This window comes from Lysobacter concretionis Ko07 = DSM 16239, from assembly GCF_000768345.1.
In the GTDB taxonomy this organism is placed as follows: domain Bacteria; phylum Pseudomonadota; class Gammaproteobacteria; order Xanthomonadales; family Xanthomonadaceae; genus Novilysobacter; species Novilysobacter concretionis.
In genome coordinates this window covers 25356-45888 of record NZ_AVPS01000008.1, presented here as the reverse complement: position 1 = coordinate 45888, position 20533 = coordinate 25356, and the positions used below count along the sequence as shown (strand labels likewise).

Genomic DNA, 20533 nt, shown 5'->3' with positions numbered 1-20533 from the left:
CCGCCACCCGCTACAGCTCCAGCCACCCGCCGATCACGCCGCGCGCGACGTCGACACCCAGCTTCGACTCGCCGGAGAACAGCTGCACGCTGACCGCATCGCCGTGCTCGGCCTGCAGCAGCTTGCGAACTTCCAGCAATGCGGTGCCCTGGGCACCGCGGCTGAGCTTGTCGGCCTTGGTCAGGATCGCGTGCGCGGGCAGGCCCCGGCTGACCGCATAGCCGAGCATCTGCCTGTCGTACTCCTTCAGCGGATGACGGATGTCCATCACCACCACCAGACCCTTGAGCGCCTCGCGGGTGCGGAAGTAGCGGTCCAGGAACGCCTGCCAATGCGCCTGCAGGTCCTTGGGCACCTTCGCGTACCCGTAGCCGGGCAGGTCGACCAGGAAGCGGTCGGTGGTCGGCGGAATGTTGAAGAACACCAGCTGCTGGGTCCGTCCGGGCGTCTTGGACACCCGCGCCAACGCGTTCTGCTGGCAGATCGCATTCAACGCGCTGGACTTGCCGGCGTTGGAGCGTCCCGCGAACGCGACTTCGAAGCCGCCATCGGGCGGCAGCTGTTGCGGAGTGTGCGCCGACAGCAGGTACTGGGCGCGGATAAGAGGATTGGCCATCGCGCTAGGATCGCACGCCATGGCCGGCGCCGCGCGGACCGCGTCCAGCGGCCGGCCGGAAGCGGACAGCGAGACCGGTATGGGAACTGGCGCAAGAACCGGATCCGGAAACCGACCCGCAAGCCCCGTCCGGATCGCGCTCCGGATCGCCGCTCCGGCGGGCTCGCGTTGACCCCACCGCCGCCGCCGATGATAATTCTGCGGTTCGGCGGCCGTTCACGGACCGTCACTTCAGTGTTTTCCGGAGCCCAGCCCCATGAGCCACGCCCGCGCCCTAGGTTTCATCGGTCTTGCCGTTCTCGCGGCCGCCGCTGTCGCCTACGCCCAGACCACGGTCACCCCGATCCCCGATACCGCACCGGTGGAGACCGCGCCGCTGGACACCGCCGCTGCGGAGAAGGCCACCTGGGGCGATGCGCAGAACGGCCAGGCCCTGGCCGGCACCTGCGCGGCCTGTCACGGGCTGGACGGCAACCCGCCCATCGAGATGTACCCGCGCCTGGCCGGCCAGAGCGAGCGCTACATCGCCCACCAGCTGGCCCTGTTCAAGAGCGGCGAACGCAGCGACGGCATGGCCGCGGTGATGAAGCCGTTCGCCGACATGCTCAGCGCGCAGGATGCGCGCGACGTTGGCGCGTACTTCGCGACCCAGACCTCGGGCGCCGGCGTCGCCGACGACACCGTGGTGACGTCAGGACCGTACAAGGATAAGAAGTTCTACCAGATCGGCGAGCAGCTGTTCATGGGCGGTGACGCGGCGCGCGGCATCCCGGCCTGCATGGCGTGCCACGGCCCCGACGGCGGCGGCAATCCCGGCCCTGCCTACCCGCACGTGGCCGGCCAGCAGGCCAGCTACACCCAGCAACGGCTGGAGATCTACCGCGCCGGCGTCACCACGCGGCAGGATCCGCACCTGTTCAACATGATGGCGAGCATCAGCAAGCAGCTCACCGACGAGGAAATCGGCAGTCTGGCGAGCTACCTGCAGGGCCTGCACCCGGCCGCCAATGATGTCGGCGCCGGCAATGTCGCCGCCGCTCCCGTGGCCGCAGCTGCGCCGGCCAGCACCGAAACCCCGGATGCGGGGAGCGCGGCCGAGGCGCCCGCCGAAGGCGCGGAAGCGACGGCCGCACCGGAAGCGGAGACTGCACCGGACGCCAGCGCGCCGGCGACACCCGAAGGCTGAGGGGGCGGCACCGGCCCGGCCCGGAGGCTTCCTGCGGTTGTTCATTGCGCCGGCCGTATCGTTACGGTCGGCGCTTTTGTTTGAGGACCACCCGATGCAGCACGATCCCACCCCGTCCACCACGCTCCCTTCGCCCACGCGCCCTTCGCCATCGCGTCGCCGCGTGCGCCGGACCTGGCTCGCCGTTGTCTCGCTTGTCGCGCTGGCGACGCTGCCACTGTTCGCAGCGGCGGCCACGCCCGCCGCGCAGGGACTGGTGGCCGGCGTCGACTACGTGGACATGCCCGGCGGTACCGCCTTTGCGCCGCAGCCCGGAAAGATCGAAGTGGTCGAGGTGTTCGGCTACACCTGCCCCCATTGCGCCCATTTCGAACCGTTGCTGCGCGCCTGGAAGGCCAAGCTGCCGGCCGATGTCGAGGTCGTCGCGGTGCCGGCGCCGTTTGGCGGCTACTGGATTCCCTACGCCCAGGCGTTCTACGCCGCCCAGTCGATGGGCCTGCTGGAACGCAGCCATTCGGCGATGTTCCGCGCCATCCACGAGCAGCGCCGCCTGCCGATCGGTGGCGTGACACCCACGCAGATCGCCGGCTTCTATGCCGATTACGGCGCGGACCCGGAGAAATTCGCGCAGGCGATGGCCAGCCCGCAGACCCAGGCCAAACTGGTGCAGGCGCGCGACTTCCTGCAACGCAGCGGGGTCGAGGGCACTCCGTCGCTGATCGTCGCCGGCAAGTACCGGGTGCTGGGCAACAGTGCCCAGGACATGCTGCGCATCGCCGACGCATTGATCCAGCGCGAACGCGCCGCACAAGCGCGCCCCAAAACTGAACGGCCGACGCGAAAACCCGTCACCGGCACTTGAACCGCGACAACGCTCCTCCATTCCTCGGGTACCGCTGAGTATCCTTGGTCGATATTTTCCGCGCCGGCAGACATCGCGCCGTCGGCAGCACCGACCCACTCCTGGAGATCCTTCCCATGACTTTGCGCCCGGCTTCGCTGTTCCGTCTCGGCCTGACCCTGGCCGCCGCCCTCGCCCTCGCCGCGTGCTCTTCCGAAGCGCCCACGCCGGCGGCCCCGGCCACCACTGGCGCACCGGCCGCCAACGCGCCGGCCGACGCCGCCGGTACCGTGGCCCCGCCCGCCCCGGCTGCCGCTACCGCCACCGGCTCGGAAGCCATCGTCCGTACCCCCGGGCCGATCGTGCCGCCCACCGGCCCGGCGCCGGTCGCCGGTTCCGATTACGTCGAGATCGCCGGCGGCCAGCCGTTCCAGCCCAACAGCGGCAAGATCGAAGTGGTCGAGGTGTTCGGTTACACCTGCCCGGCGTGCGCGAACTTCGAGCCGCTGGTCTCCGCCTGGGCAGCCAAGCTGCCGGCCGATGTCGAGTTCACCCCGCTGGCGGCGCCGTTCGGCGGCTTCTGGATGCCGTACGCCAAGGCGTTCTACACCGCCCAGTCCACCGGCCTGCTGGCCCAGAGCCACGAAGCGATGTTCAAGGCGATCCATCTCGACCGCTCCCTCGCCCACGACGCCAACGACCAGCAGATCGCCCAGTTCTACGCCCAGTACGGCGCCGACCCGAAGCAGTTCGCCAGCACCATGGCGAGCTTCGCGATCAACGCCAAGATGAGCCGCGCGCAGCAGTTCCTGCAGCGCAGTGGCGTGGACTCCACCCCGACCCTGGTGGTGGACGGCAAGTACCGGATCATCAACAAGAGCTGGGAGGAGAGCCTGCGCGTCGCCGAGCACCTGATCGCCGCCGAGCGCGCGGCCGGTGTCGCCAGCGCCCAGCCGGCCGGCGACGGCGGCTGAGCGGAACACTGATCGGAACACGCACCAACGCCATGTCGCAGGCAGACACCGTCGCATTACCCGTCAACGCTCCCCATGCCGACGGCCCCCGGGCCGCTCCGGCGGGGTCGCGACGGCTGCGCCTGCTCAGCGCCAACATCCAGGCCGGATCCAGCACGCGCGGCTACCACGACTACGTCGCGCGCAGCTGGTCGCACGTGCTGCCGGCCGGCAACAAGCGCGGCAGCCTGGACTTGATCGCACAACTGGCCGGCCAGTACGACATCGTCGGTCTCAACGAGGCCGATCCCGGCAGCCTGCGCTCGGGTTTCACCAACCAGACCCAGTACCTGGCCCAGCACGGCGGCTTCGACTACTGGAGCCACCAGCCCAACCGCCGCATGGCGGGCGTGGCGTCCAGCGCCAACGGCCTGCTCAGCAAGCTGGAACCGATCGAGGTGACCGACCACGCGTTGCCGGGCCGGATTTCCGGCCGCGGCGTGTTGCTGGCCCGGTTCGGCAGCGGCGACGACGGGCTGATGATCGCGATCGCCCACCTGTCGCTGGGCGCCAACTCGCGCAGCGTGCAGCTGGGTTTCATCGCCGAGCTGCTGCAGGACCATCGCCATGCGGTGTTGATGGGCGACTTCAACTGCGCGGTCGACCGTCCCGAGATGCAGGCGTTGTTCCGCAACACCCGCCTGCAGCCGCCGGCCTTTGCGGTGCCGACGTTCCCCAGCTGGCAGCCGCAGCGTGCAATCGACCACATCCTGATCAGCGACGGGTTGGGCTGCTCTGGCGCCCGCGCGATGTCGGCCGCGCAGTCGGACCATCTGGCGTTGTCGCTGGAGCTGGACGTGCCGGACAAGGCGCTGGGCTGAGCCCGGCGCACGGACGACGCAGCAACAACAACGGCCGAGGGTTTCCCGTCGGCCGTTGTTGTTTTCGGGAGGGCGTCATCGACGCCGCCCCTCCCCGCTCGGCGATCAGAAGCGCAGGTCGGCGCGCAGGTAGAAATAACGGCCGCCGGGGATGTCGTAGGTGGAGGCGTCATAACCGTTGAGCGAGCACGACAGGCAGATCGGCGGATCCTTGTCGAACACGTTGTTGGCTCCGGCGGTCAGCTGCAGGCCCTTGAACCACTCGATCCGGTAACCCAGCTGCAGGTCGTGGTAGGTGATCGCGTCCAGGGTGTTGGTGCCCTTGGCCGGGTCGCTGCAGACCGGGAACGACACCGCATCCCCGCACTGCTCCTCCAGTTCGCTGATGTGGCGCACGCTCCACGATGCGTTCCAGTTGTCGCGTCGCCAATCCAGGTTCGCCGTGGACGTCCATTCCGGGATCGCGCTGTCGGTGACCTCGATCCCGACCCCGCGCGGCTGCACTTGCCCGGCCGCGCCGACCGCCTCGTAGCGGGTGACGATGGTGTTCTGCCAGCTCAGCTTGAAGCGACCCGCCGCGGTTTCCGGCAGCGTCCAGAACACATCCGCATCCCAGCCGTCGGTCTTGATCGAGCCCAGGTTGGTCAACCGGTTGTTGAAACCGTTGATGCTGCCCACCGACGAGCGAGTGATGCCGTCGCAGTACAACGGGTTCAACGTCTCCACGCACAGGTCGAGCTGGGTCTGGGCGTCGATCGCCTGCACCGCGCCCTCCAGGCTGTGGCGGTAGAAGGTCAGCTCGAAATCGAGCCGGTCCGACCACGCCGCGCCGGACGCGAACGCCGGGCTGAACACCAGGCCGGCGCTGAAGCTGCGCGCGGTTTCCGGGTCCAGATCCGGGTTGCCGCCGGTGGTGACCGAGATCTGCGAGTTCGACTGGGCCGACCCCGGCGGCACGCCGAGCGCGGCGCAGTTGGCCGCGCTGCCGGTCGGCGGCGAGCCGTCCAGGCCGACCAGGCACGGGTCGTCGATCTGCAGGTCGCCGCGGCTGGCGGAGCCGAACAGCTCGCCGATCGACGGCGCGCGGAAGCCTTCGGCATAGGTCGCCCGCAGCAACAACTCGTCGGCCACCTGCCAGCGCAGGCCGTACTTGGGCGTGAACTGGCTGCCGAAGGTCGAGTAGTCCGAGTAGCGGCCCGCCAGGCTCAGGTCCAGGCTCTTGCCGAACGTGCCTTCGCGGATCAGAGGCACATTGAGTTCCACGTAGGCCTCGCTGACGTCGTACTTGCCCGCGGTCGGCAGCGACGGCACGCCGTTGTAGTGGCTCTCCACCGAACCGTCCGGCATGGTCACGTAGTTGATCGGATCGGGGGTGTACGAGCCCTCGTAGCGGCGGTGTTCGGCGCCGGCCGCGAACGAGACCGGCCCGGCCCACAGATCGAACAGGTCGCCGGACAGGTTGGCCGTGACCAGGTCCAGGCTCTGCTCGCTGCGGTCGCGCACCACCGGCTGGATCCAGGCCAGCATCTCGGGCGTGATCGTGCCCGGCCCGCCGAAGATGTTCAGCGGCACGCAGCCCGGCGTGCCCGCGCAGGTGGCGCCGCTGCTGTCGGTGTCGCCCAGCGCGAGGGCGATGTTGCGGATGTTGTAGGAGCCGTAGTTGGTCTGCTCGGCCTCGTTCTCGCTGGTGGCCACGTTGATGTCCCAGAAGAAGGTCTGCTCGTTGCCGAAGCTGCCTTCCAGGCCTGCGGCGAAGTACTTCGTGTCGACCTTCTGCTCGTACACCCGCGCGCCGCCCTCGACCGGACGGCGGCCGATCAGCACCAGGTTCGCGCCCGGCCCGCTGGAGACCAGGTCGATGTCGAACGGGTTGTACGGGTGCGAGCCGGGGATGGTGATGTCGTCCGCATACGGGTTGCCGGTACCGGCATCGGGGCCGAGGAAGATCGGCTCCGGGGCGGCCTGGTTGGTCGACTCGCGGCGGTTGTACAGCGCCTTGGCGTAGGCGTGGACCTTGTCGTTGAAGTAGAACCGGTACTGGCCGAACACGCCGGTGCGCTCGGACGGCGTCAGCAGCATGTTGTATTCGGAGAAGTTGAAGCGGTTGGCGGTGCCGAAGCCGATGAAGTCGCCCGGATAAGCGGGGATCGGCGCGTAGCTGCTGCCGTTGGGCGTGGTGATGTTGCAGAACGGCACCGGCGCGGTCGCCGGGTTGTCGTCGACATCGGTCAGCGGGCAGGCGCTGCTGGCCGTGCCGGGGAAGAAGATGAAACGACCGTTGGGGGTACCCGAGCTGGCGAAGGTCAGGCCGGTGCCCGGTACGGGGAAGCGCGACTGCGCGCGCGTCTTCGACAGGATCTCCTCCTGGTCGACGTGGCTGATGCCGACGAACAGGTTGCTGCGGTCGGTGTTGAAGCCCCACGCGATGTCGGCGCCCTTCTGGGTGCCGTCGCCCTCGCCGTACTGGCCGTAGTTCAGCGTGACCTGGCCGCCTTCGAAATTGCGCCGGGTGATGATGTTGACCACGCCGCCGATCGCATCGGAGCCGTACAGCGACGAGGCGCCGTCCTCGAGCACATCGATACGTTCGATCAGGGCCAGCGGGATCGTGTTGAGGTCGGTGGCCGCACCGACGCCGGAGGCCGAGGCCTCGTTGACCCAGCGCATGCCGTCGACCAGCACCAGCACCCGCTTGGGGCCGAGGTTGCGCAGGTCGACCTGGGCCGAACCCGCGCCCACGCCGTCGCCGTTGGGCGAGAAGCCGAAGTTGCCCGACGAGTTGAACTTGGTGTTGAGCGCCGAGCCCGAGCCGGTGAGCTCCTGCAGGATGTCGCCGATCGAGGTCAGGCCGGTGCGCTCGATGTCCTCGCGGGTGAGCGTCTGCACCGGCGTCTGGGTCTCGATCTCCGCTTTCCTGATGCGGGTGCCGGTAACCTGGATGCTGTCGAGCGTGGTCGCGCCGCGACGGGTCTGGTCAGTGGGGGTGGACGGTTCCTGCGCGGCGGCCAGCAAGGGCAACCCGATCAGCAGGCACAACGAGACGGCTTTCGCCAACGGGTGACGACGAGGTGCGTTCATCGACTGCTCTCTCCATAAGAGTATTTCGAGGCGTCGCTCCCCTGTCTGCGACGAAGCACCGTTGTAAACAATCCGTAAAGCCGCCACAAGTGGCAAATCAAAACCCCCGCTTTGGCAAATACCGGAAGGCGGCGCCAAATGGAGTCGTGAACCGGGTCGAGGTGTCGGCGGGACGCAGGTCTGCGGCGGTCACGCAGTCATTCAATCCCGCCTCAGGACACTCCCGGCTTGAACGGGGCGCCGGGCGGGTTGAACACCGATCCGATCAGGCCTTGTACTGCTTCTCCTCGACAAACCGCGACCCCGCCAGCCGGTTGACGGTGTTCTTGACGTTGACGCGGGCTTCATTGGTGGCATGGACGCCGCGCGCGAGCCGGATGAACTCGGCGTCGAACTGCTGTGCTGCCTCCTTGTTCCGCAGCCCGTCCTGGATGTCCCACATCCGCTCGTTGATCGCCTTGAGCTCATCCTTGAGAGTGGCCAGCGCGGGCATACCGTCTTCCAGCGGCTGCCACAGCGGCAGCAGGCCGGCGAGCTCGGCGCGGACATTGGCCAGCTTGGACGGATCCCCGATGCGCTCGGCCTTGATCTGGAGGATGGTGATTTTGTCGATCAGCTCACCGATCGATACAGGGGTCAGGACGGCTTCCACGGGTGCCTCGCATGGCGGTGTGTTGAGGCGCCCATGGTAATGGCCGTACGCGCGCCGGGTCGAAACAAGCCGGTCACGGCTGGCGGGTCAGAACGGACCAGTCAAAACGGACCAGTCAAAACCAGCCGGCCACCAGCAGGCTCACCGCCACCGCCACCAGGAACAGCGCGAAGATCCGCTTGAGCATGTCGCCGTGCAGCCGGTGCGCGAGCCGGGTGCCCAGTGGAGCGGCCAGTACCGACGCGAACGCCACGCCGATCGCCGCGGGCAGGTAGACGTAGCCGACCGCGTGGTCGGGCAGCGCCCCGGCCGGTGCATGCAGGGCGTACCCCAGCGCGCTGGCCAGGCCGATCGCGACGCCACACGCCGACGAGGTGCCGACCGCACGCACCGGGGTGACGCCGTGCCACACCAGCAGCGGCACGGTCATGCTGCCGCCACCGATGCCGACCACCGCCGACAGCGCGCCGATCCCGCCACCGGCCACCGTCATCGGCACCCCGCGGGGCACGGGCGTGTCGCCCGCATCGCCGGTCCGCAGCCGTGAACGGCCGTACTGCAACTGCGCCGCCGCCAGCAGGCAGTAGCCGGCGACGATGTAGCGCAATACGTCGTCGTCGAGCCGCACCGCGGTGGCGCTGCCCAGCCAGCCGCCCAGCAACAGGCCCGGCACCATCCACGCGACCGTCGGCCACAGCACGCTGCCACGACGCGAGTGCGCGCGCGCCGAGGCCGCCGCGGTCATCACGATGCTGGCCAGCGAACTGGCCAGCGCCGCATGCATCGCCGCCTCGGTCGGGATGCCCATCAACGGCAGCAGCCACGCCAACGCCGCCACCAGCACCAGGCCGCCACCGACACCCAACAGGCCCGCCAGCACGCCGGCCACGATGCCGAGCAGGGGAAACAGCAGCCATAACGCGCTCATCGACACTCCAGAGGGTGCACCCGGCAAGAAAAAAACAGGGCGGAGAATACCGGACAGAAACCACGAACCAGGGCCGACGCCAGCCGGAGTCCGCACCCGGACGCCGACTCCCGGACGCCGACCCAAAGCCATGCTGCGCCGGCTCTGCACCCCACCCGCACGGCCCACGCAGCCCCGCAGGCCACCGATAAAGGGTTCATCGGGGCTGGGCTATAGTCGCCCGATGCTGCCCAGAATCCTGCCCATCGTACTCGCCACGCTGGCGACCTCGTTCGCCACCAGTGCCTGCGCACGCTCCACCCCCACAGCATCGCCGACGGCCGCGCCCACCACGACGGCGGTATCGACAACGGCCGCGACCACACCCGTCCAGCCGCTGATCGACCTGCAGCGGCTGCGGATCGGCGCGGCGATCGAGGCCGCCGAGCAGGGCCGCTTCGATGCCGCCCAGTACGTCGACCTCGCCGACCATCCGCTGTTCCGCTGGGTCGAATACGCCAACCTGCGCCGCGACATCGACCGCCTGCCAGCGGCCCAGGCCAACGCCTTCCTGCAGCAGTACCGGGACACTGCGGTCGGTGCGGAATTCCGCCCGCTGTGGCTGGCCGCCAGCGCCCGTCGCGACGATCCGGCCTCGGTGCTCGCCGCCTGGAGCGACCGGCTCACCGCGCCCCGGCTGCGTTGCGTGCGACTCGATGCACAGCTGTCGCTGGGCCGGACCGACGCGCCGTGGACACAGGAGGCGCAGGCGATCTGGAACAGCAGCGGCAGGTCGCTGCCCGACGAATGCGATCCGGTATTCGCCGCCCTGGACGCGCGCGGCGGGCTGCCACCGGCCATGCGCTGGAGCCGGATCGAGAAGGCCGCCACCGAATGGCAACCCGGGGTGATGCGCAGCGCCTCGCGCGGCCTGCCGGCGGGCGAGCGCGGGCTGGCCGAGGAATACGCATCTTTCCTGGAGGCACCGCATCCGCGCGCGTTGAACTGGCCGAAGACCGACCGCAGCCGCCTGATCGCCTCGCAAGGACTGGCCAAGCTGGGCAAATCCGATCCCGACCGCGCCGAGGCGCTGCTGCCGCAGTACGCCAGCGCGCTGGGTTTCAGCGAGGCCGATCGCGGGCGGGTGCTGTACCAGATCGCGCTGTGGACGGTGGCCTCCTACCTGCCCGACTCCGCACGCCGGCTCAACCTGGTGCCTGCGGCCAGTTATGACGAGCGCCTGCACGAGTGGCGCGTGCGCGAAGCGCTGTCGCGTTCGGACTGGCCGGCTGCGTTGGCCGCGATCCGCCAGATGGGTGACAGCCAGCGCAACGATTCGCGCTACGCCTATTTCGAGGCTCGCCTGGCCGAGTTGACCGGCGACCGGAGCACTGCGCAGGCAAAGTACCGGGCCGCCGCGCGCCACGCCGAATTCCACGGTTTCCTCGCGGCCGACCGGATCGGCCAGCCGTACGCGCTGTGCCCGTCGAGCATCGATGCCGATCCCGCAACCAGAAACGCGGTGGCCGCCAACCCCGCCTTGCAGCGTGCGATCGGCCTGCACCTGCTCGGTCGCCACGGTTGGGCGGTGAAGGAGTGGAGCGACGCCATCGCCGGATTCAACGACACCCAGCGCCAGGTCGCGGTGCAGATCGCACAGGCCAACGGCTGGTTCGATCGCGCGGTGTTTTCGCTGGGCAAGGCCCCCGGCGAGATGCAGCTGTACGACCTGCGCTTCCCGCTGCACCACGATGCCTCGATCCGGCGTGAAGCGAAACGCAACGGCATTGATCCGGCCTGGGTCGCGGCCGAGATCCGCGCCGAGAGCATCTTCAATCCGAAGGCACGTTCGGGCGCGAATGCGATGGGCCTGATGCAGGTCATCCCGGCCACCGGCGCCGCCGTCGCCCGCCGCATCGGCCAGGCCTGGACCGGCGCAGACAGCCTGTACGAGCCCGACACCAACATCGCGCTGGGCACCGCCTACCTGCGTCAGATGCTCGACCAGTACGGCGGCAAACCGTACTTCGCGATCGCCGGCTACAACGCCGGTCCGGCGCCGCTGGGCCGCTGGCAATCGCAGCGCCCGGGGATGGATCCGGACTTCTGGATCGAAACCATCAGCTACAAGGAAACCCGCGAATACGTCGCCCGCGTGCTCGCCTTCAGCGTGATCTACGACTGGCGGCTGGACGGCGATGCATTGCGCCTCAGCGACCGCCTCGAAGGCCGCACCAATGCACCACGCAAGCCGTTCATGTGCCCGCTGCCCCATGCGGTGGCGGCTTCGTGATGCAGGCGGCTTGGTGATGAAGATCTACCTGGTCGGCGGCGCGGTGCGCGACCGGCTGCTCGGCCTCGCTCCCGGCGACCGCGACTGGGTCGTCGTCGGCGAGACCCAGGCCTCGATGGAAGCCGCCGGCTTCAAGTCGGTGGGGCGCGATTTCCCGGTCTTCCTGCACCCCGACACCGGCGAGGAGTACGCGCTGGCCCGCACCGAGCGCAAGTCCGGCCGCGGCTACCGCGGCTTCGTGGTGGACGCCGACCCGTCGGTGACGCTGGAGGAGGATCTCGGCCGCCGCGACTTCACCATCAACGCGATGGCCCAGGACGCCCAAGGCGAACTGGTGGATCCCCTCGGCGGCGCGGCCGACCTGCAGGCGCGGGTGCTGCGCCATGTCGGCGACGCGTTCGTGGAAGACCCGTTGCGGGTGCTGCGCGCGGCACGGTTCATGGCCCGCTTCGCGCCGCTGGGCTTTACCGTCGCCGACGAGACCATGGCCCTGATGCGGCAGATGGTCGCCTCCGGCGAACTGGCCGACCTGGTGCCCGAGCGGATCTGGCAGGAGTTGCGGCGCGCGATCGCCAGCCAGCGCCCGTCGGCCTTCCTGCGCACCCTGCGCGACGCCGGCGCGCTGGCGGTGGTGCTGCCGGAAGTGGATGCGCTGTACGGCGTCCCGCAGCGCGCCGAGTTCCACCCGGAAGTCGACACCGGCGTGCACGCCGAACTGGTCTGCGACATGGCCGCTCGGCTCGCGCCCGGCGACGACCTGATCGGCTTCGCCGCCCTTACCCACGACCTGGGCAAGGCGCTGACGCCGGCGCACGTACTGCCGCGCCACATCGGCCACGAGCAGGCCGGCGTCGCCCCGCTGCAGGCGCTGTGCGAACGCCTGAAAGTCCCCGTCGAACACCGCCTGCTGGGCGAGATCGCCTGCCGCGAACACCTCAACATCCACCGTTTCGACGAGCTGCGCGCGACCACCGTGGTGCGGCTGATCGAGCGTTGCGACGGCTTCCGCAAACCCGGCCGGATCGACCAGCTCGCCACCGTCTGCGAAGCCGACAAGCGCGGCCGCACCGGCCACGCCGAAGACGCCTACCCCCAGGCCGATGCGCTGCGCGCCGCCCACGCCGCCGCCTGCGCGGTGCGGGCCAGCGACCTGCCCGAAGGCCTCACCGGCCCTGCTATCGGCGAGGCCATGCGCGACGCCCGGATCGCGGCGGTGGCTGCTGCAACCGGGAAAAAGCCGTAACCCCACCAACTGGCACGGGCTCAACGAGCAACAGCAACAGCAACAGCGGTATTGATTGCTTCGGTGACGGCGTCGCCGGGCAGGGGTGGTGCTGCCCGGCTCGAGTGGGACGAGCTCGTCGACTCCGGCAGGAGCGTCGCCCTGGCGGGGTGCTTGCTGCCCGGTTCGGGCGACCATCCATGGTCGCACTCACCGCCGCGGACCATCCATGGCCCGCTGTCCGCAACACCCCGCCAGGACGCCGCATCGGCCCGTGTTTGATGTGGTTTCGGCCAGAGCCAGCTGAGCGGCGGCGCTAATCAGGTTGTGCTTTTGATTTCCTCTCAGCTACCGGAGGATCCCGGTGGCGCCTGCCGGGTGTCCCGATCACCAAGCGAATTTCGTGGAGCGACTGAGCGGGATACCCGGCAGGCGCTTCAGCGCAATGACACGCATTTTTGTGTACCGGCTTCAGGAAAGATCGTCGTTACTCGCGCTCACTCTGACCGGCCGCGCGGTGATCAATCGGCTGAAACATCCGCAACCCGACGACTAACCCAGTCGCGCATCCAGCCGCTGCAGCCAGTGCGCCACCGGTGTCGCCGAGAGCAACAGGCCCGCCAGCGCGCCCAGGCTATTGGCCACCACATCGGCGGCATCGCCCATGCGGTCCGGAGTCAGGGTGGCCTGGGCAACCTCCAGCGCGATGCCGAAACCGATAACGGCCAATGCCATCAAGGCCTGGGTGCGCAGACGCGCGAACAGCATGACCGCGTATCCCGACAGCGCCGCGTAGCCGACGAAATGCTGCACCTTGTCGAAGTGCGCGATCGACACCTCCGGCAAGTCAGCGGACGACACCAGCGAGCCGGTCGCGACCAGTCCGAACAGACCGAACCAGAGCGCCAGCCACAGCCCCGGCCGCTCGAACCCGCGCAGCCAGCGCGCGTCCGTGCCGCGCTCGATCACAGGCGGAAACTCAGGTCGCCATCGATGAACGCATCCTCGAAATTGACCTCCATGGCGAACCCCATGAGCTGGAACCGCTCGCCCATCTCGCTCGGCAGGGTCAGCCGCTTGACCTCGTTGATGCGGCACTGGCGCTCGGCATCGTCCTCGATCCCGCCGAGTTCTTCGAGCACGTCACCGAGCCCGTTTCCGAGCAGGAAGCCGGCCTGGTGGCAATAGCCGGAAAAATCAAAACCCGCTCCCGTACCGGCCTCCGCCAGCGCGGTGAAATCGACCGACGCGGTGATGTCCTGCAGGCCCGGCCACAGCATCGGATCGGCGTGCATGCGGTGGCGGTAATACGCGCGCAGGGTGCCGTCATCCCGCTCGGGCAGGTAGAACTCCGCACGCGGGTAACCGTAGTCGGCAAACAGCATCGCGCCGCGCTGCATGCCGCCGACGACCGCCTGGATCCAGTACGGCAACTGCGGCAGCACCTCGGAGCGGTAGCCTTCGGGCAGCGCGCACCCCAACCCCCGTTCCAGATGGCGCACCGCGCTTTCCAGGAACGCGTCGGCCGGCCGCAACTCGCGCGCGAAGCCCGCATCGCCCACCACGACATGCTCCTCACAGACCTGTCCGCGATCGATCGCGAAACGCGGGGTCGGCAGCGCATCGAGCACTTCGTTGGCAAACAGCACGCCGGTCCAGTCATCCTCGAACGGCCTGTCCAGCCACTCGACCCGCGCGAACACCGACGCCTCCAGCCGCCGCTGCAGGCGCTCGCGCTGGCGCTGGCGCAACTGCGCGCTGGGTTCGAGGATCGCGTAACGCAGCGGCAGCGCATCCAGCTCGCTCAGGCGCCCGAGCGCAGCCTCGGCAAACGCACCCGTGCCGCCGCCCAGCTCCAGCATCCGCGCCTGCGGGCCGCATTGCGCGATCACCGGCGCCAGCGCATTGGCGATGCAGCGGGCGAACACCGACCCCAGTTCCGGCGCGGTGACGAAATCACCGGCCTCGCCGAACTTGCTCGCCCCGGCGCTGTAATACCCCAGTCCCGGCGCGTACAACGCCAGTTCCATGAAGCGCGAAAACGGGATCGATCCGCCGCTGCCGGCAATCTGCTGGCGGATCAACGCCTGCAGCCGCCCGCTGTGGGCCAGTGCATCGGCATCGGGTGGGGGAAGGTCGAAATCGCTCACTGGGCATCACTCACGGGATCGTCACTCACAAGGGCACCGTTCGTTGGCATTGCGCGTTGCAGTCGCGCAGGATAACGGTTCGTCCGCCTCTGCCCGCTGACCGGGGCCTTCCCCGCGTGGAGACTCGCCTTGTCACGACCCGTCGCCCTGATCACCGGCAGTGCCCACCGCATCGGCGCGGTGACCGCCCGCACGCTGCACGCGGCCGGTTACGACCTGGCCCTGCATTACCGCCGCTCGCGGGCGGAACTCGACGCGCTGGTGGCGGAGCTGGAAGCCGCACGCGCCGGCAGCACCCTGATACTGCAGGCGGACCTGGCCGAGTTCGACCGCCTGCCCGAGATGGTCGCGCGCACGATCGGCCGTTTCGACCGGCTGGATGCGCTGGTCAACAACGCCTCGGGTTTCATCCCCACACCGATCGGCAGCGCCACCCCGGCGCAGTGGGATGTGTTGTTCGCCAGCAACGCGCGCGCGCCGTTGTTCCTGGCCCAGGCCGCCGCCCCGCACCTGGCCGCACGCGGCGGCGCGATCGTCAACATGACCGACATCTACGCCGAACGCCCGCTGGCCGGGCACACGATCTACTGCATGGCCAAGGCCGCGCTGCTGATGGCGACCCGGTCATTGGCGATCGAGCTGGGGCCGGACGTGCGCGTCAATGCGGTCTCGCCGGGCGCGATCCTGTGGCCGCAGAATCCCGGCGAACATGCGCCCGATGCGGCGGCGCAGGCGGAAAAACTGGCGCGCACGCCCCTGCGCCGCACCGGCACCCCCGCCGAAGTGGCCGAAGCCGTGCGCTGGCTGCTGCAGGACGCGAGCTACTGCACCGGCCAGGTGCTGTACCTGGATGGCGGACGGATGCTCGCCGGCTGAGGTCGCGCCTGCGCCCTTGAGCGCGGTCGCTGCGCGCTCGCGGCTGACGCCGTTCCTTACGGTAACGATCACCGCCACCACGCTCTATGTAGGAGCGACGTCAGTCGCGACCTGGCCATCGTGTCCGAAATTCGCAGCTTCGCGACTCACGTCGCTCCTACAGTCGCTCCTACAAAGGAAGTCCAGTCGGACGACCGAAGCCTGCACACCTCCACAGTCGCTCGCCGACGGATCAGTCCTCCGGTGGCAGCTCGCCCCGGCGGCGGCGCTCGTAGGCTTCCGCCTCGGCCCCGCCTTCGTTGTCACGGATCTGCTTGCGCAGAAACAGGTGGATGCCCAGTGGCAGCAATACCAGCAGGAAAATCGAGCCGCCAAGCGACAGCCAGCCCACCGGCTTGGTCAACAGTTCAACCCAGATCGGATGCATCGCGCCCCTCCTTTGTGGCGGTGTCAATGCCATCATCCTGCCCGATCGCAGCGGGCCGGGCTTGAGCAGGATCAAATCCCCGCGGGAGGCTGCAGCCGCACGGTTTCCAGCACCACATCGCGGTCGGGATGCGCGGCCCAGCATTGCGCCAGGCTGCGGCCATCGCCGGGCACCACCACGTCGGGCGCGATATCGGCCAACGGACGCAGCACGAACGCGTGCTGCAGGTCCGGACGCGGTATGCGCAGGTTGCCGGGGCCGACGAACTCCCGGTCGTCGAACAGCACGATGTCGATATCCAGCGTGCGGTCGCCATAGCGCGGGCCGCTGCGATCGCGGCCGTGGGCGTCCTCCAGCGCGTGCAGCCAGTCGTGCAGTTCGACCGGGTCGAGGTCGGTCTCGATCACCGCCGCCGCGTTGAGGAAATCATGACCGTCGAAGCCGACCGCACGGGTGCGGTACACCGGCGACAGCACCAACGGGCCGAACCGCGCGCGCAGCTCGTCCACCGCTTCACGCAGATGCCACTCCGCGTCCTGGTTGCTGCCCAGGCTCAGGTAGGCGCGACTCATGCGCTGGTTTCGGTGCCGGTTTCGGTGCCGGTTTCGGCGTTGGTTCTGGCGGCAGCTCCCGCGCGCGCATCCGCGCCCGCCCCGGCCAGCGCCGCCACATCCGCGCCGCCCGGCGCCTGGTACAGGCGCAGGCCGAACTCCGGCAGCATCGCGATCAGGTGGTCGAAGATGTCGGCCTGGATGCCCTCGTACGGCACCCACGACACGGTGTCGGTGAAGCAGTACAGCTCCAGCGGCAGCCCGGTCGGGCCGGGCGCGAGCTGGCGCACGATCTGGGTCATCTGCTGGTTGATGCCCGGATGCACGCGCAGGTAATGGCTGACGTAGGCGCGGAAGGTGCCGATGTTGGTGACCCGACGGGTGTTGATCGGGTCCTTGCCGGCCGACAGCAGGGTCGCGTTGTAGGCCTCCAGTTCCTGGCGCTTGTCGTCCAGGTAGCCGTCGATCAGCGCGATCCGGTGCAGGCGGGTGCGCTCGTCGGGTTCCAGGAAGCGCACCGACGACTGGTCGATCAGCAGCGCGCGCTTGATCCGGCGGCCGCCCGATTCCTGCATGCCGCGCCAGTTCTTGAAGCTGTCGCTGATCAGCCGGTAGGTCGGGATGGTGGTGACGGTCTTGTCCCAGTTCTGCACCTTGACCGTGTTCAGGGCCATGTCGATCACGTCGCCATCGGCCTGCAGCGAGGGCATCTCGATCCAGTCGCCGACCCGCAGCATGTCGTTGCTGCTCAACTGCACGCTGGCCACCAGCGACAGGATGGTGTCCTTGAACACCAGCATCAGCACCGCGCTCATCGCGCCGAACCCCGACAGCAGCAGCAGCGGCGAGCGATCGATCAGGGTCGCCACCATGACCACCAGCGCGAACACGAACACCACGATCTTGACCACCTGCAGGTAGCCCTTGATCGGCCGCTCGTTGGCGCGGCGGCTGTTCGCCACGTACAGGTCATTGACCGCGTCGAGCACGTTGCTGATCGCCAGCGCGATGGTCAGCGCGACGAACGCCAGCGCCACGTTGCGCACCACCGTGACCATACCGTCCGACAGGCCGTCGATACCGCCGATGCCCACGACAATGATCAACGCCGGCACCATGTTGGCCAGCCGCGCCAGCACCCGGCGCGACATCACCGCGTCGTCCCACTTCATCGGCGAGGCCTTGACCAGCCCGCCGACCACCCGGATCAGGACCTGCCGGGTCAGCCAGTTCGCCACCCAGGCCAGCAGCAGCAGGCCGGTGAGGCCGATCAGCATGGTCATATGGGGAATGGCCATCAGCGGCCGCAGAAACTCGACATCGGCAAGAAAATTCATTGCTGCAGGGTAGCCGCGGAGCGCTCGATCATCACCCCCACCGCGCGCGCGCCACGCACCGCGCCGGGCTTGCTGAGCTTCAGCCGGACGTGCCGCACCCCGAATTCCTCCAGGATGATCGCCGCCACCCGCTCGGCCAGCGTCTCCACCAGGCCGAACCCGGATTGCGACACGTAGGCGATGATCCGCTTGCTGACCGCCTTGTAGTTGAGCGTGTCGCCGATCGCATCGCTGGCGGCCGGGATGCGGTTGTCGAACGCCATCTCGATGTCGAACACCAGCGGCTGGCGGATGCGCCGCTCCCAGTCGTAGATGCCGATCAGCGCATCGACCTGCAGACCCTCGATGAAAACCTTGTCCATTGCGATTCCGGTGCCTCGTTGATGGATGCCCTTGCTCAGAAGAGTCTTGCCCTTGTGGGAGCGACGTCAGTCGCGACGTCCATATCGTTCCGGGTCGCGACTTACGTCGCTCCGACAAAAACCCCGCGATCACACGGCCGGCAGGGTCGCCATGTCCCAGCGCGGCAGCACCCTCACTGCCGCGTCCTCGTGTTGGCCGGCCTGCAGCCGCAGCGCGCCGGCGAAGGCGATCATCGCGCCGTTGTCGGTGCAGAACGCCGGCCGCGGGAAGCTGACCCGGCCGCCGCGCCGGGCCGCCATCTCGCCCAGCTTCGCGCGCAGTCGCAGGTTCGCGCCGACACCGCCGGCCACCACCAGCGTTTCGCAGCCGGCTGCCTCCAGCGCACGCTCGCACTTGATCGCCAGCGTATCCACGACCGCCTCCTCGAACGCGCGGGCGATGTCGGCGCGCGTCTGGTCGGACTGGTCGCCGTCGCGCCAGGCCAGCATCACCTGGGTCTTGAGTCCGCTGAAACTGAAATCCAGCCCCGGCCGGTTGGTCATCGGCCGCGGAAATTTATAGGCTCCCGCCCGCCCCTGCCCGGCCAGCATCGCCAGCTGCGGCCCGCCCGGGTATGGCAGGCCCATCAGCTTGGCGGTCTTGTCGAACGCCTCGCCGGCCGCGTCGTCCAGCGTCTCGCCGAGCAGGCGGTAGCGGCCGATCGCATCCACGGCGATCAACTGGGTATGCCCGCCGGACACCAGCAGTGCGACGAATGGCGGCTCGGGGCGGCCCAGCGGGTCGTCTTCCAGCAGCGGCGCCAGCAGGTGGCCTTCCATGTGGTGAACCGCAACCGCCGGTATGTCCAGCGCCCACGCCAGCGAACGCGCCACCCCCGCGCCCACCAGCAGCGCACCGACCAGCCCAGGCCCGGCGGTGTAGGCCACGCCATCGATGCCCCCGACTGTCATCCCGGCCTCGGCCAGGGCCTGGCGGATCAGCGGCAGCAGCTTGCGCACGTGGTCGCGGCTGGCCAGTTCCGGCACCACGCCGCCGTATTCGGCATGCAGCGCGATCTGGCTGTACAGCGCATGCGCGAGCAGGCCGGACCGCGTGTCGTACACGGCCACACCGGTCTCGTCGCAACTGGTTTCGATGCCCAGGACTTTCATGAATGCGGCCACGTGACGGTTCAGGGAACCGGAAAGGGTACGCCAGCACCCGGCTGCGTCCTGCCCGGCTCACGCCACAAAGGCCCCCGGACTTGCACCACCGCGGCTGGTTTCGCTATCATACGCGGCTCGCCCGGACTTGCCGGGCAGTTCACCCGAACCGAGATTCCGCATGCCCGCCGTCAAAGTCCGCGAAAACGAGCCCTTCGAGTTTGCCCTGCGTCGCTTCAAGCGCACCTGCGAGAAAGCCGGCGTCCTCGCCGAGACCCGCAAGCGCGAGTACTACGAGAAGCCGACCCAGGAGCGCAAGCGCAAGGCTGCAGCCGCAGTGAAGCGCCAGTCCCGTCGCGCCTCGCGCGATGTGACCAAGCGTCAGCGCCTGTACTGATCGCCTGACCGGAAGCGTTTGATCGACGCTCCCGGTCGCGCCACCGCACCGGCCTTCGCGGCTTGGTGCGTGTTTGTCCGCAGCAAGCCGGCCGCGCCATGATGCGCAGTCGGCTTTTTGCATTGGCCCCATTCACACAGCGAGGCACCGCCATGACGCTCAAGCAGCAACTCACCGATGACATGAAGGCCGCCATGAAGGCCGGCGACAAGCACGGCCTCGGCGTGATCCGGCTGATGCTGGCGGCCATCAAGCAGCGGGAAGTCGACGAGCGCATCGAGCTGGACGACGCCCAGGTGCTCGCGATCCTGGACAAGATGGTCAAGCAGCGTCGCGATTCGGTCAGCCAGTTCGAAGCCGCCGCCCGCGAGGATCTGGCCGTCATCGAGCGCGACGAGATCGTGGTGATCGAGCGTTACCTGCCGGCCAAGCTGGACGAGCCCGCCATCGTCGCCGCGATCGATGCCGCGATCGCCGAAACCGGTGCCGCCGGCCCCGCCGACATCGGCAAGCTGATGGGCGCGCTCAAGCCCCGGCTCGCGGGACAGGCCGACATGGGCCTGGTGTCCAAACTGGTCAAGCAGCGCCTGAGCGCCTGAGCACCGGTTCCGCCGATCCCGCCCCGGCTCGGCCCACCCAGACCATGGCCCGCATCCCAGAC

Annotated in this window: 20 protein-coding genes; 9 read left to right on the top strand and 11 right to left on the bottom strand. The window is 68.8% G+C overall.

What is annotated here, in order from left to right:
- Positions 1-10 precede the first annotated feature (10 nt).
- Complete coding sequence (gene yihA / locus N792_RS10480; protein ID WP_036194893.1) at positions 11-616, bottom strand: ribosome biogenesis GTP-binding protein YihA/YsxC; 606 nt, start codon at positions 614-616, stop codon at positions 11-13.
- 256 nt (positions 617-872) lie between these two features.
- Between yihA and N792_RS10475 the strand changes: the two genes are divergently transcribed.
- The 4 genes from N792_RS10475 (at position 873) to N792_RS10460 (ending at position 4477) form a co-directional block, all read left to right on the top strand.
- On the top strand, positions 873-1802 hold the full coding sequence (locus tag N792_RS10475; protein WP_052103962.1) for a c-type cytochrome: 930 nt from the start codon (positions 873-875) through the stop codon (positions 1800-1802).
- Between the two features lie 94 nt (positions 1803-1896).
- Entirely contained in the window at positions 1897-2664 is a 768-nt protein-coding gene (locus tag N792_RS10470) for a thiol:disulfide interchange protein DsbA/DsbL (RefSeq protein ID WP_084105711.1), read from the top strand.
- A 116-nt stretch (positions 2665-2780) separates the two neighbouring features.
- Positions 2781-3617, top strand: a complete 837-nt coding sequence (locus tag N792_RS10465) for a thiol:disulfide interchange protein DsbA/DsbL (protein WP_052104005.1) — start codon at positions 2781-2783, stop codon at positions 3615-3617.
- A gap of 122 nt (positions 3618-3739) precedes the next feature.
- Positions 3740-4477, top strand: a complete 738-nt coding sequence (locus N792_RS10460; protein ID WP_036195129.1) for an endonuclease/exonuclease/phosphatase family protein — start codon at positions 3740-3742, stop codon at positions 4475-4477.
- Positions 4478-4582: 105 nt separating this feature from the next.
- On the opposite strand, the gene N792_RS10455 is transcribed toward N792_RS10460, so the two are convergent.
- The 3 genes from N792_RS10455 to N792_RS10445 all read right to left on the bottom strand — a co-directional run bounded on the left by N792_RS10455 (position 4583) and on the right by N792_RS10445 (position 9135).
- A complete protein-coding gene (locus N792_RS10455; RefSeq protein ID WP_036194890.1) occupies positions 4583-7555 on the bottom strand; it encodes a TonB-dependent receptor in 2973 nt (990 codons plus the stop codon).
- Between the two features lie 265 nt (positions 7556-7820).
- The gene (locus N792_RS10450) at positions 7821-8207 is read right to left on the bottom strand and encodes a DUF6165 family protein (RefSeq protein WP_036194887.1); all 387 of its coding nucleotides are present in this window, start codon (positions 8205-8207) and stop codon (positions 7821-7823) included.
- A gap of 115 nt (positions 8208-8322) precedes the next feature.
- On the bottom strand, positions 8323-9135 hold the full coding sequence (locus tag N792_RS10445) for a sulfite exporter TauE/SafE family protein (RefSeq protein WP_036194883.1): 813 nt from the start codon (positions 9133-9135) through the stop codon (positions 8323-8325).
- Positions 9136-9358: 223 nt separating this feature from the next.
- Here N792_RS10445 and N792_RS10440 point away from each other — a divergent pair, with 223 nt between their 5' ends.
- Both N792_RS10440 and N792_RS10435 read left to right on the top strand, forming a co-directional pair.
- Complete coding sequence (locus N792_RS10440; RefSeq protein ID WP_052103959.1) at positions 9359-11407, top strand: lytic transglycosylase domain-containing protein; 2049 nt, start codon at positions 9359-9361, stop codon at positions 11405-11407.
- A 16-nt stretch (positions 11408-11423) separates the two neighbouring features.
- Complete coding sequence (locus N792_RS10435; protein ID WP_036194880.1) at positions 11424-12650, top strand: multifunctional CCA addition/repair protein; 1227 nt, start codon at positions 11424-11426, stop codon at positions 12648-12650.
- A gap of 531 nt (positions 12651-13181) precedes the next feature.
- Here N792_RS10435 and N792_RS10430 read toward each other — a convergent pair.
- Complete coding sequence (locus N792_RS10430) at positions 13182-13598, bottom strand: VanZ family protein (RefSeq protein ID WP_036194877.1); 417 nt, start codon at positions 13596-13598, stop codon at positions 13182-13184.
- The gene (locus N792_RS10425; protein WP_036194875.1) at positions 13595-14779 is read right to left on the bottom strand and encodes a class I SAM-dependent methyltransferase; all 1185 of its coding nucleotides are present in this window, start codon (positions 14777-14779) and stop codon (positions 13595-13597) included. Before N792_RS10425 ends, N792_RS10430 begins: the two co-directional genes overlap by 4 nt.
- A 129-nt stretch (positions 14780-14908) precedes the next feature.
- Between N792_RS10425 and N792_RS10420 the strand changes: the two genes are divergently transcribed.
- A complete protein-coding gene (locus N792_RS10420) occupies positions 14909-15655 on the top strand; it encodes a pteridine reductase (RefSeq protein WP_036194872.1) in 747 nt (248 codons plus the stop codon).
- Positions 15656-15887: 232 nt separating this feature from the next.
- Here N792_RS10420 and N792_RS10415 read toward each other — a convergent pair whose 3' ends face one another.
- The 5 genes from N792_RS10415 to tsaD all read right to left on the bottom strand — a co-directional run bounded on the left by N792_RS10415 (position 15888) and on the right by tsaD (position 19484).
- Positions 15888-16082 (bottom strand): hypothetical protein, encoded by a 195-nt coding sequence (locus tag N792_RS10415; protein ID WP_036194868.1) that lies wholly within the window; start codon positions 16080-16082, stop codon positions 15888-15890.
- 71 nt (positions 16083-16153) lie between these two features.
- Positions 16154-16654, bottom strand: a complete 501-nt coding sequence (gene folK, locus N792_RS10410) for a 2-amino-4-hydroxy-6-hydroxymethyldihydropteridine diphosphokinase (protein WP_036194865.1) — start codon at positions 16652-16654, stop codon at positions 16154-16156.
- Positions 16651-17970: a mechanosensitive ion channel family protein gene (locus N792_RS10405; protein WP_084105707.1), complete on the bottom strand. Its 1320-nt coding sequence runs from the start codon at positions 17968-17970 to the stop codon at positions 16651-16653. The genes folK and N792_RS10405 overlap by 4 nt, the downstream gene beginning before the upstream one ends.
- Positions 17967-18332, bottom strand: coding sequence for a dihydroneopterin aldolase (gene folB, locus N792_RS10400; RefSeq protein ID WP_036194863.1), 366 nt, complete (start codon positions 18330-18332; stop codon positions 17967-17969). Before folB ends, N792_RS10405 begins: the two co-directional genes overlap by 4 nt.
- 129 nt (positions 18333-18461) lie before the next feature.
- The gene (tsaD, locus tag N792_RS10395) at positions 18462-19484 is read right to left on the bottom strand and encodes a tRNA (adenosine(37)-N6)-threonylcarbamoyltransferase complex transferase subunit TsaD (RefSeq protein WP_036194860.1); all 1023 of its coding nucleotides are present in this window, start codon (positions 19482-19484) and stop codon (positions 18462-18464) included.
- A gap of 172 nt (positions 19485-19656) precedes the next feature.
- Between tsaD and rpsU the strand changes: the two genes are divergently transcribed.
- Positions 19657-19872: a 30S ribosomal protein S21 gene (gene rpsU / locus N792_RS10390; protein ID WP_036194857.1), complete on the top strand. Its 216-nt coding sequence runs from the start codon at positions 19657-19659 to the stop codon at positions 19870-19872.
- A 152-nt stretch (positions 19873-20024) separates the two neighbouring features.
- Positions 20025-20471, top strand: a complete 447-nt coding sequence (locus N792_RS10385) for a GatB/YqeY domain-containing protein (RefSeq protein ID WP_036194854.1) — start codon at positions 20025-20027, stop codon at positions 20469-20471.
- Positions 20472-20533: the final 62 nt, after the last annotated feature.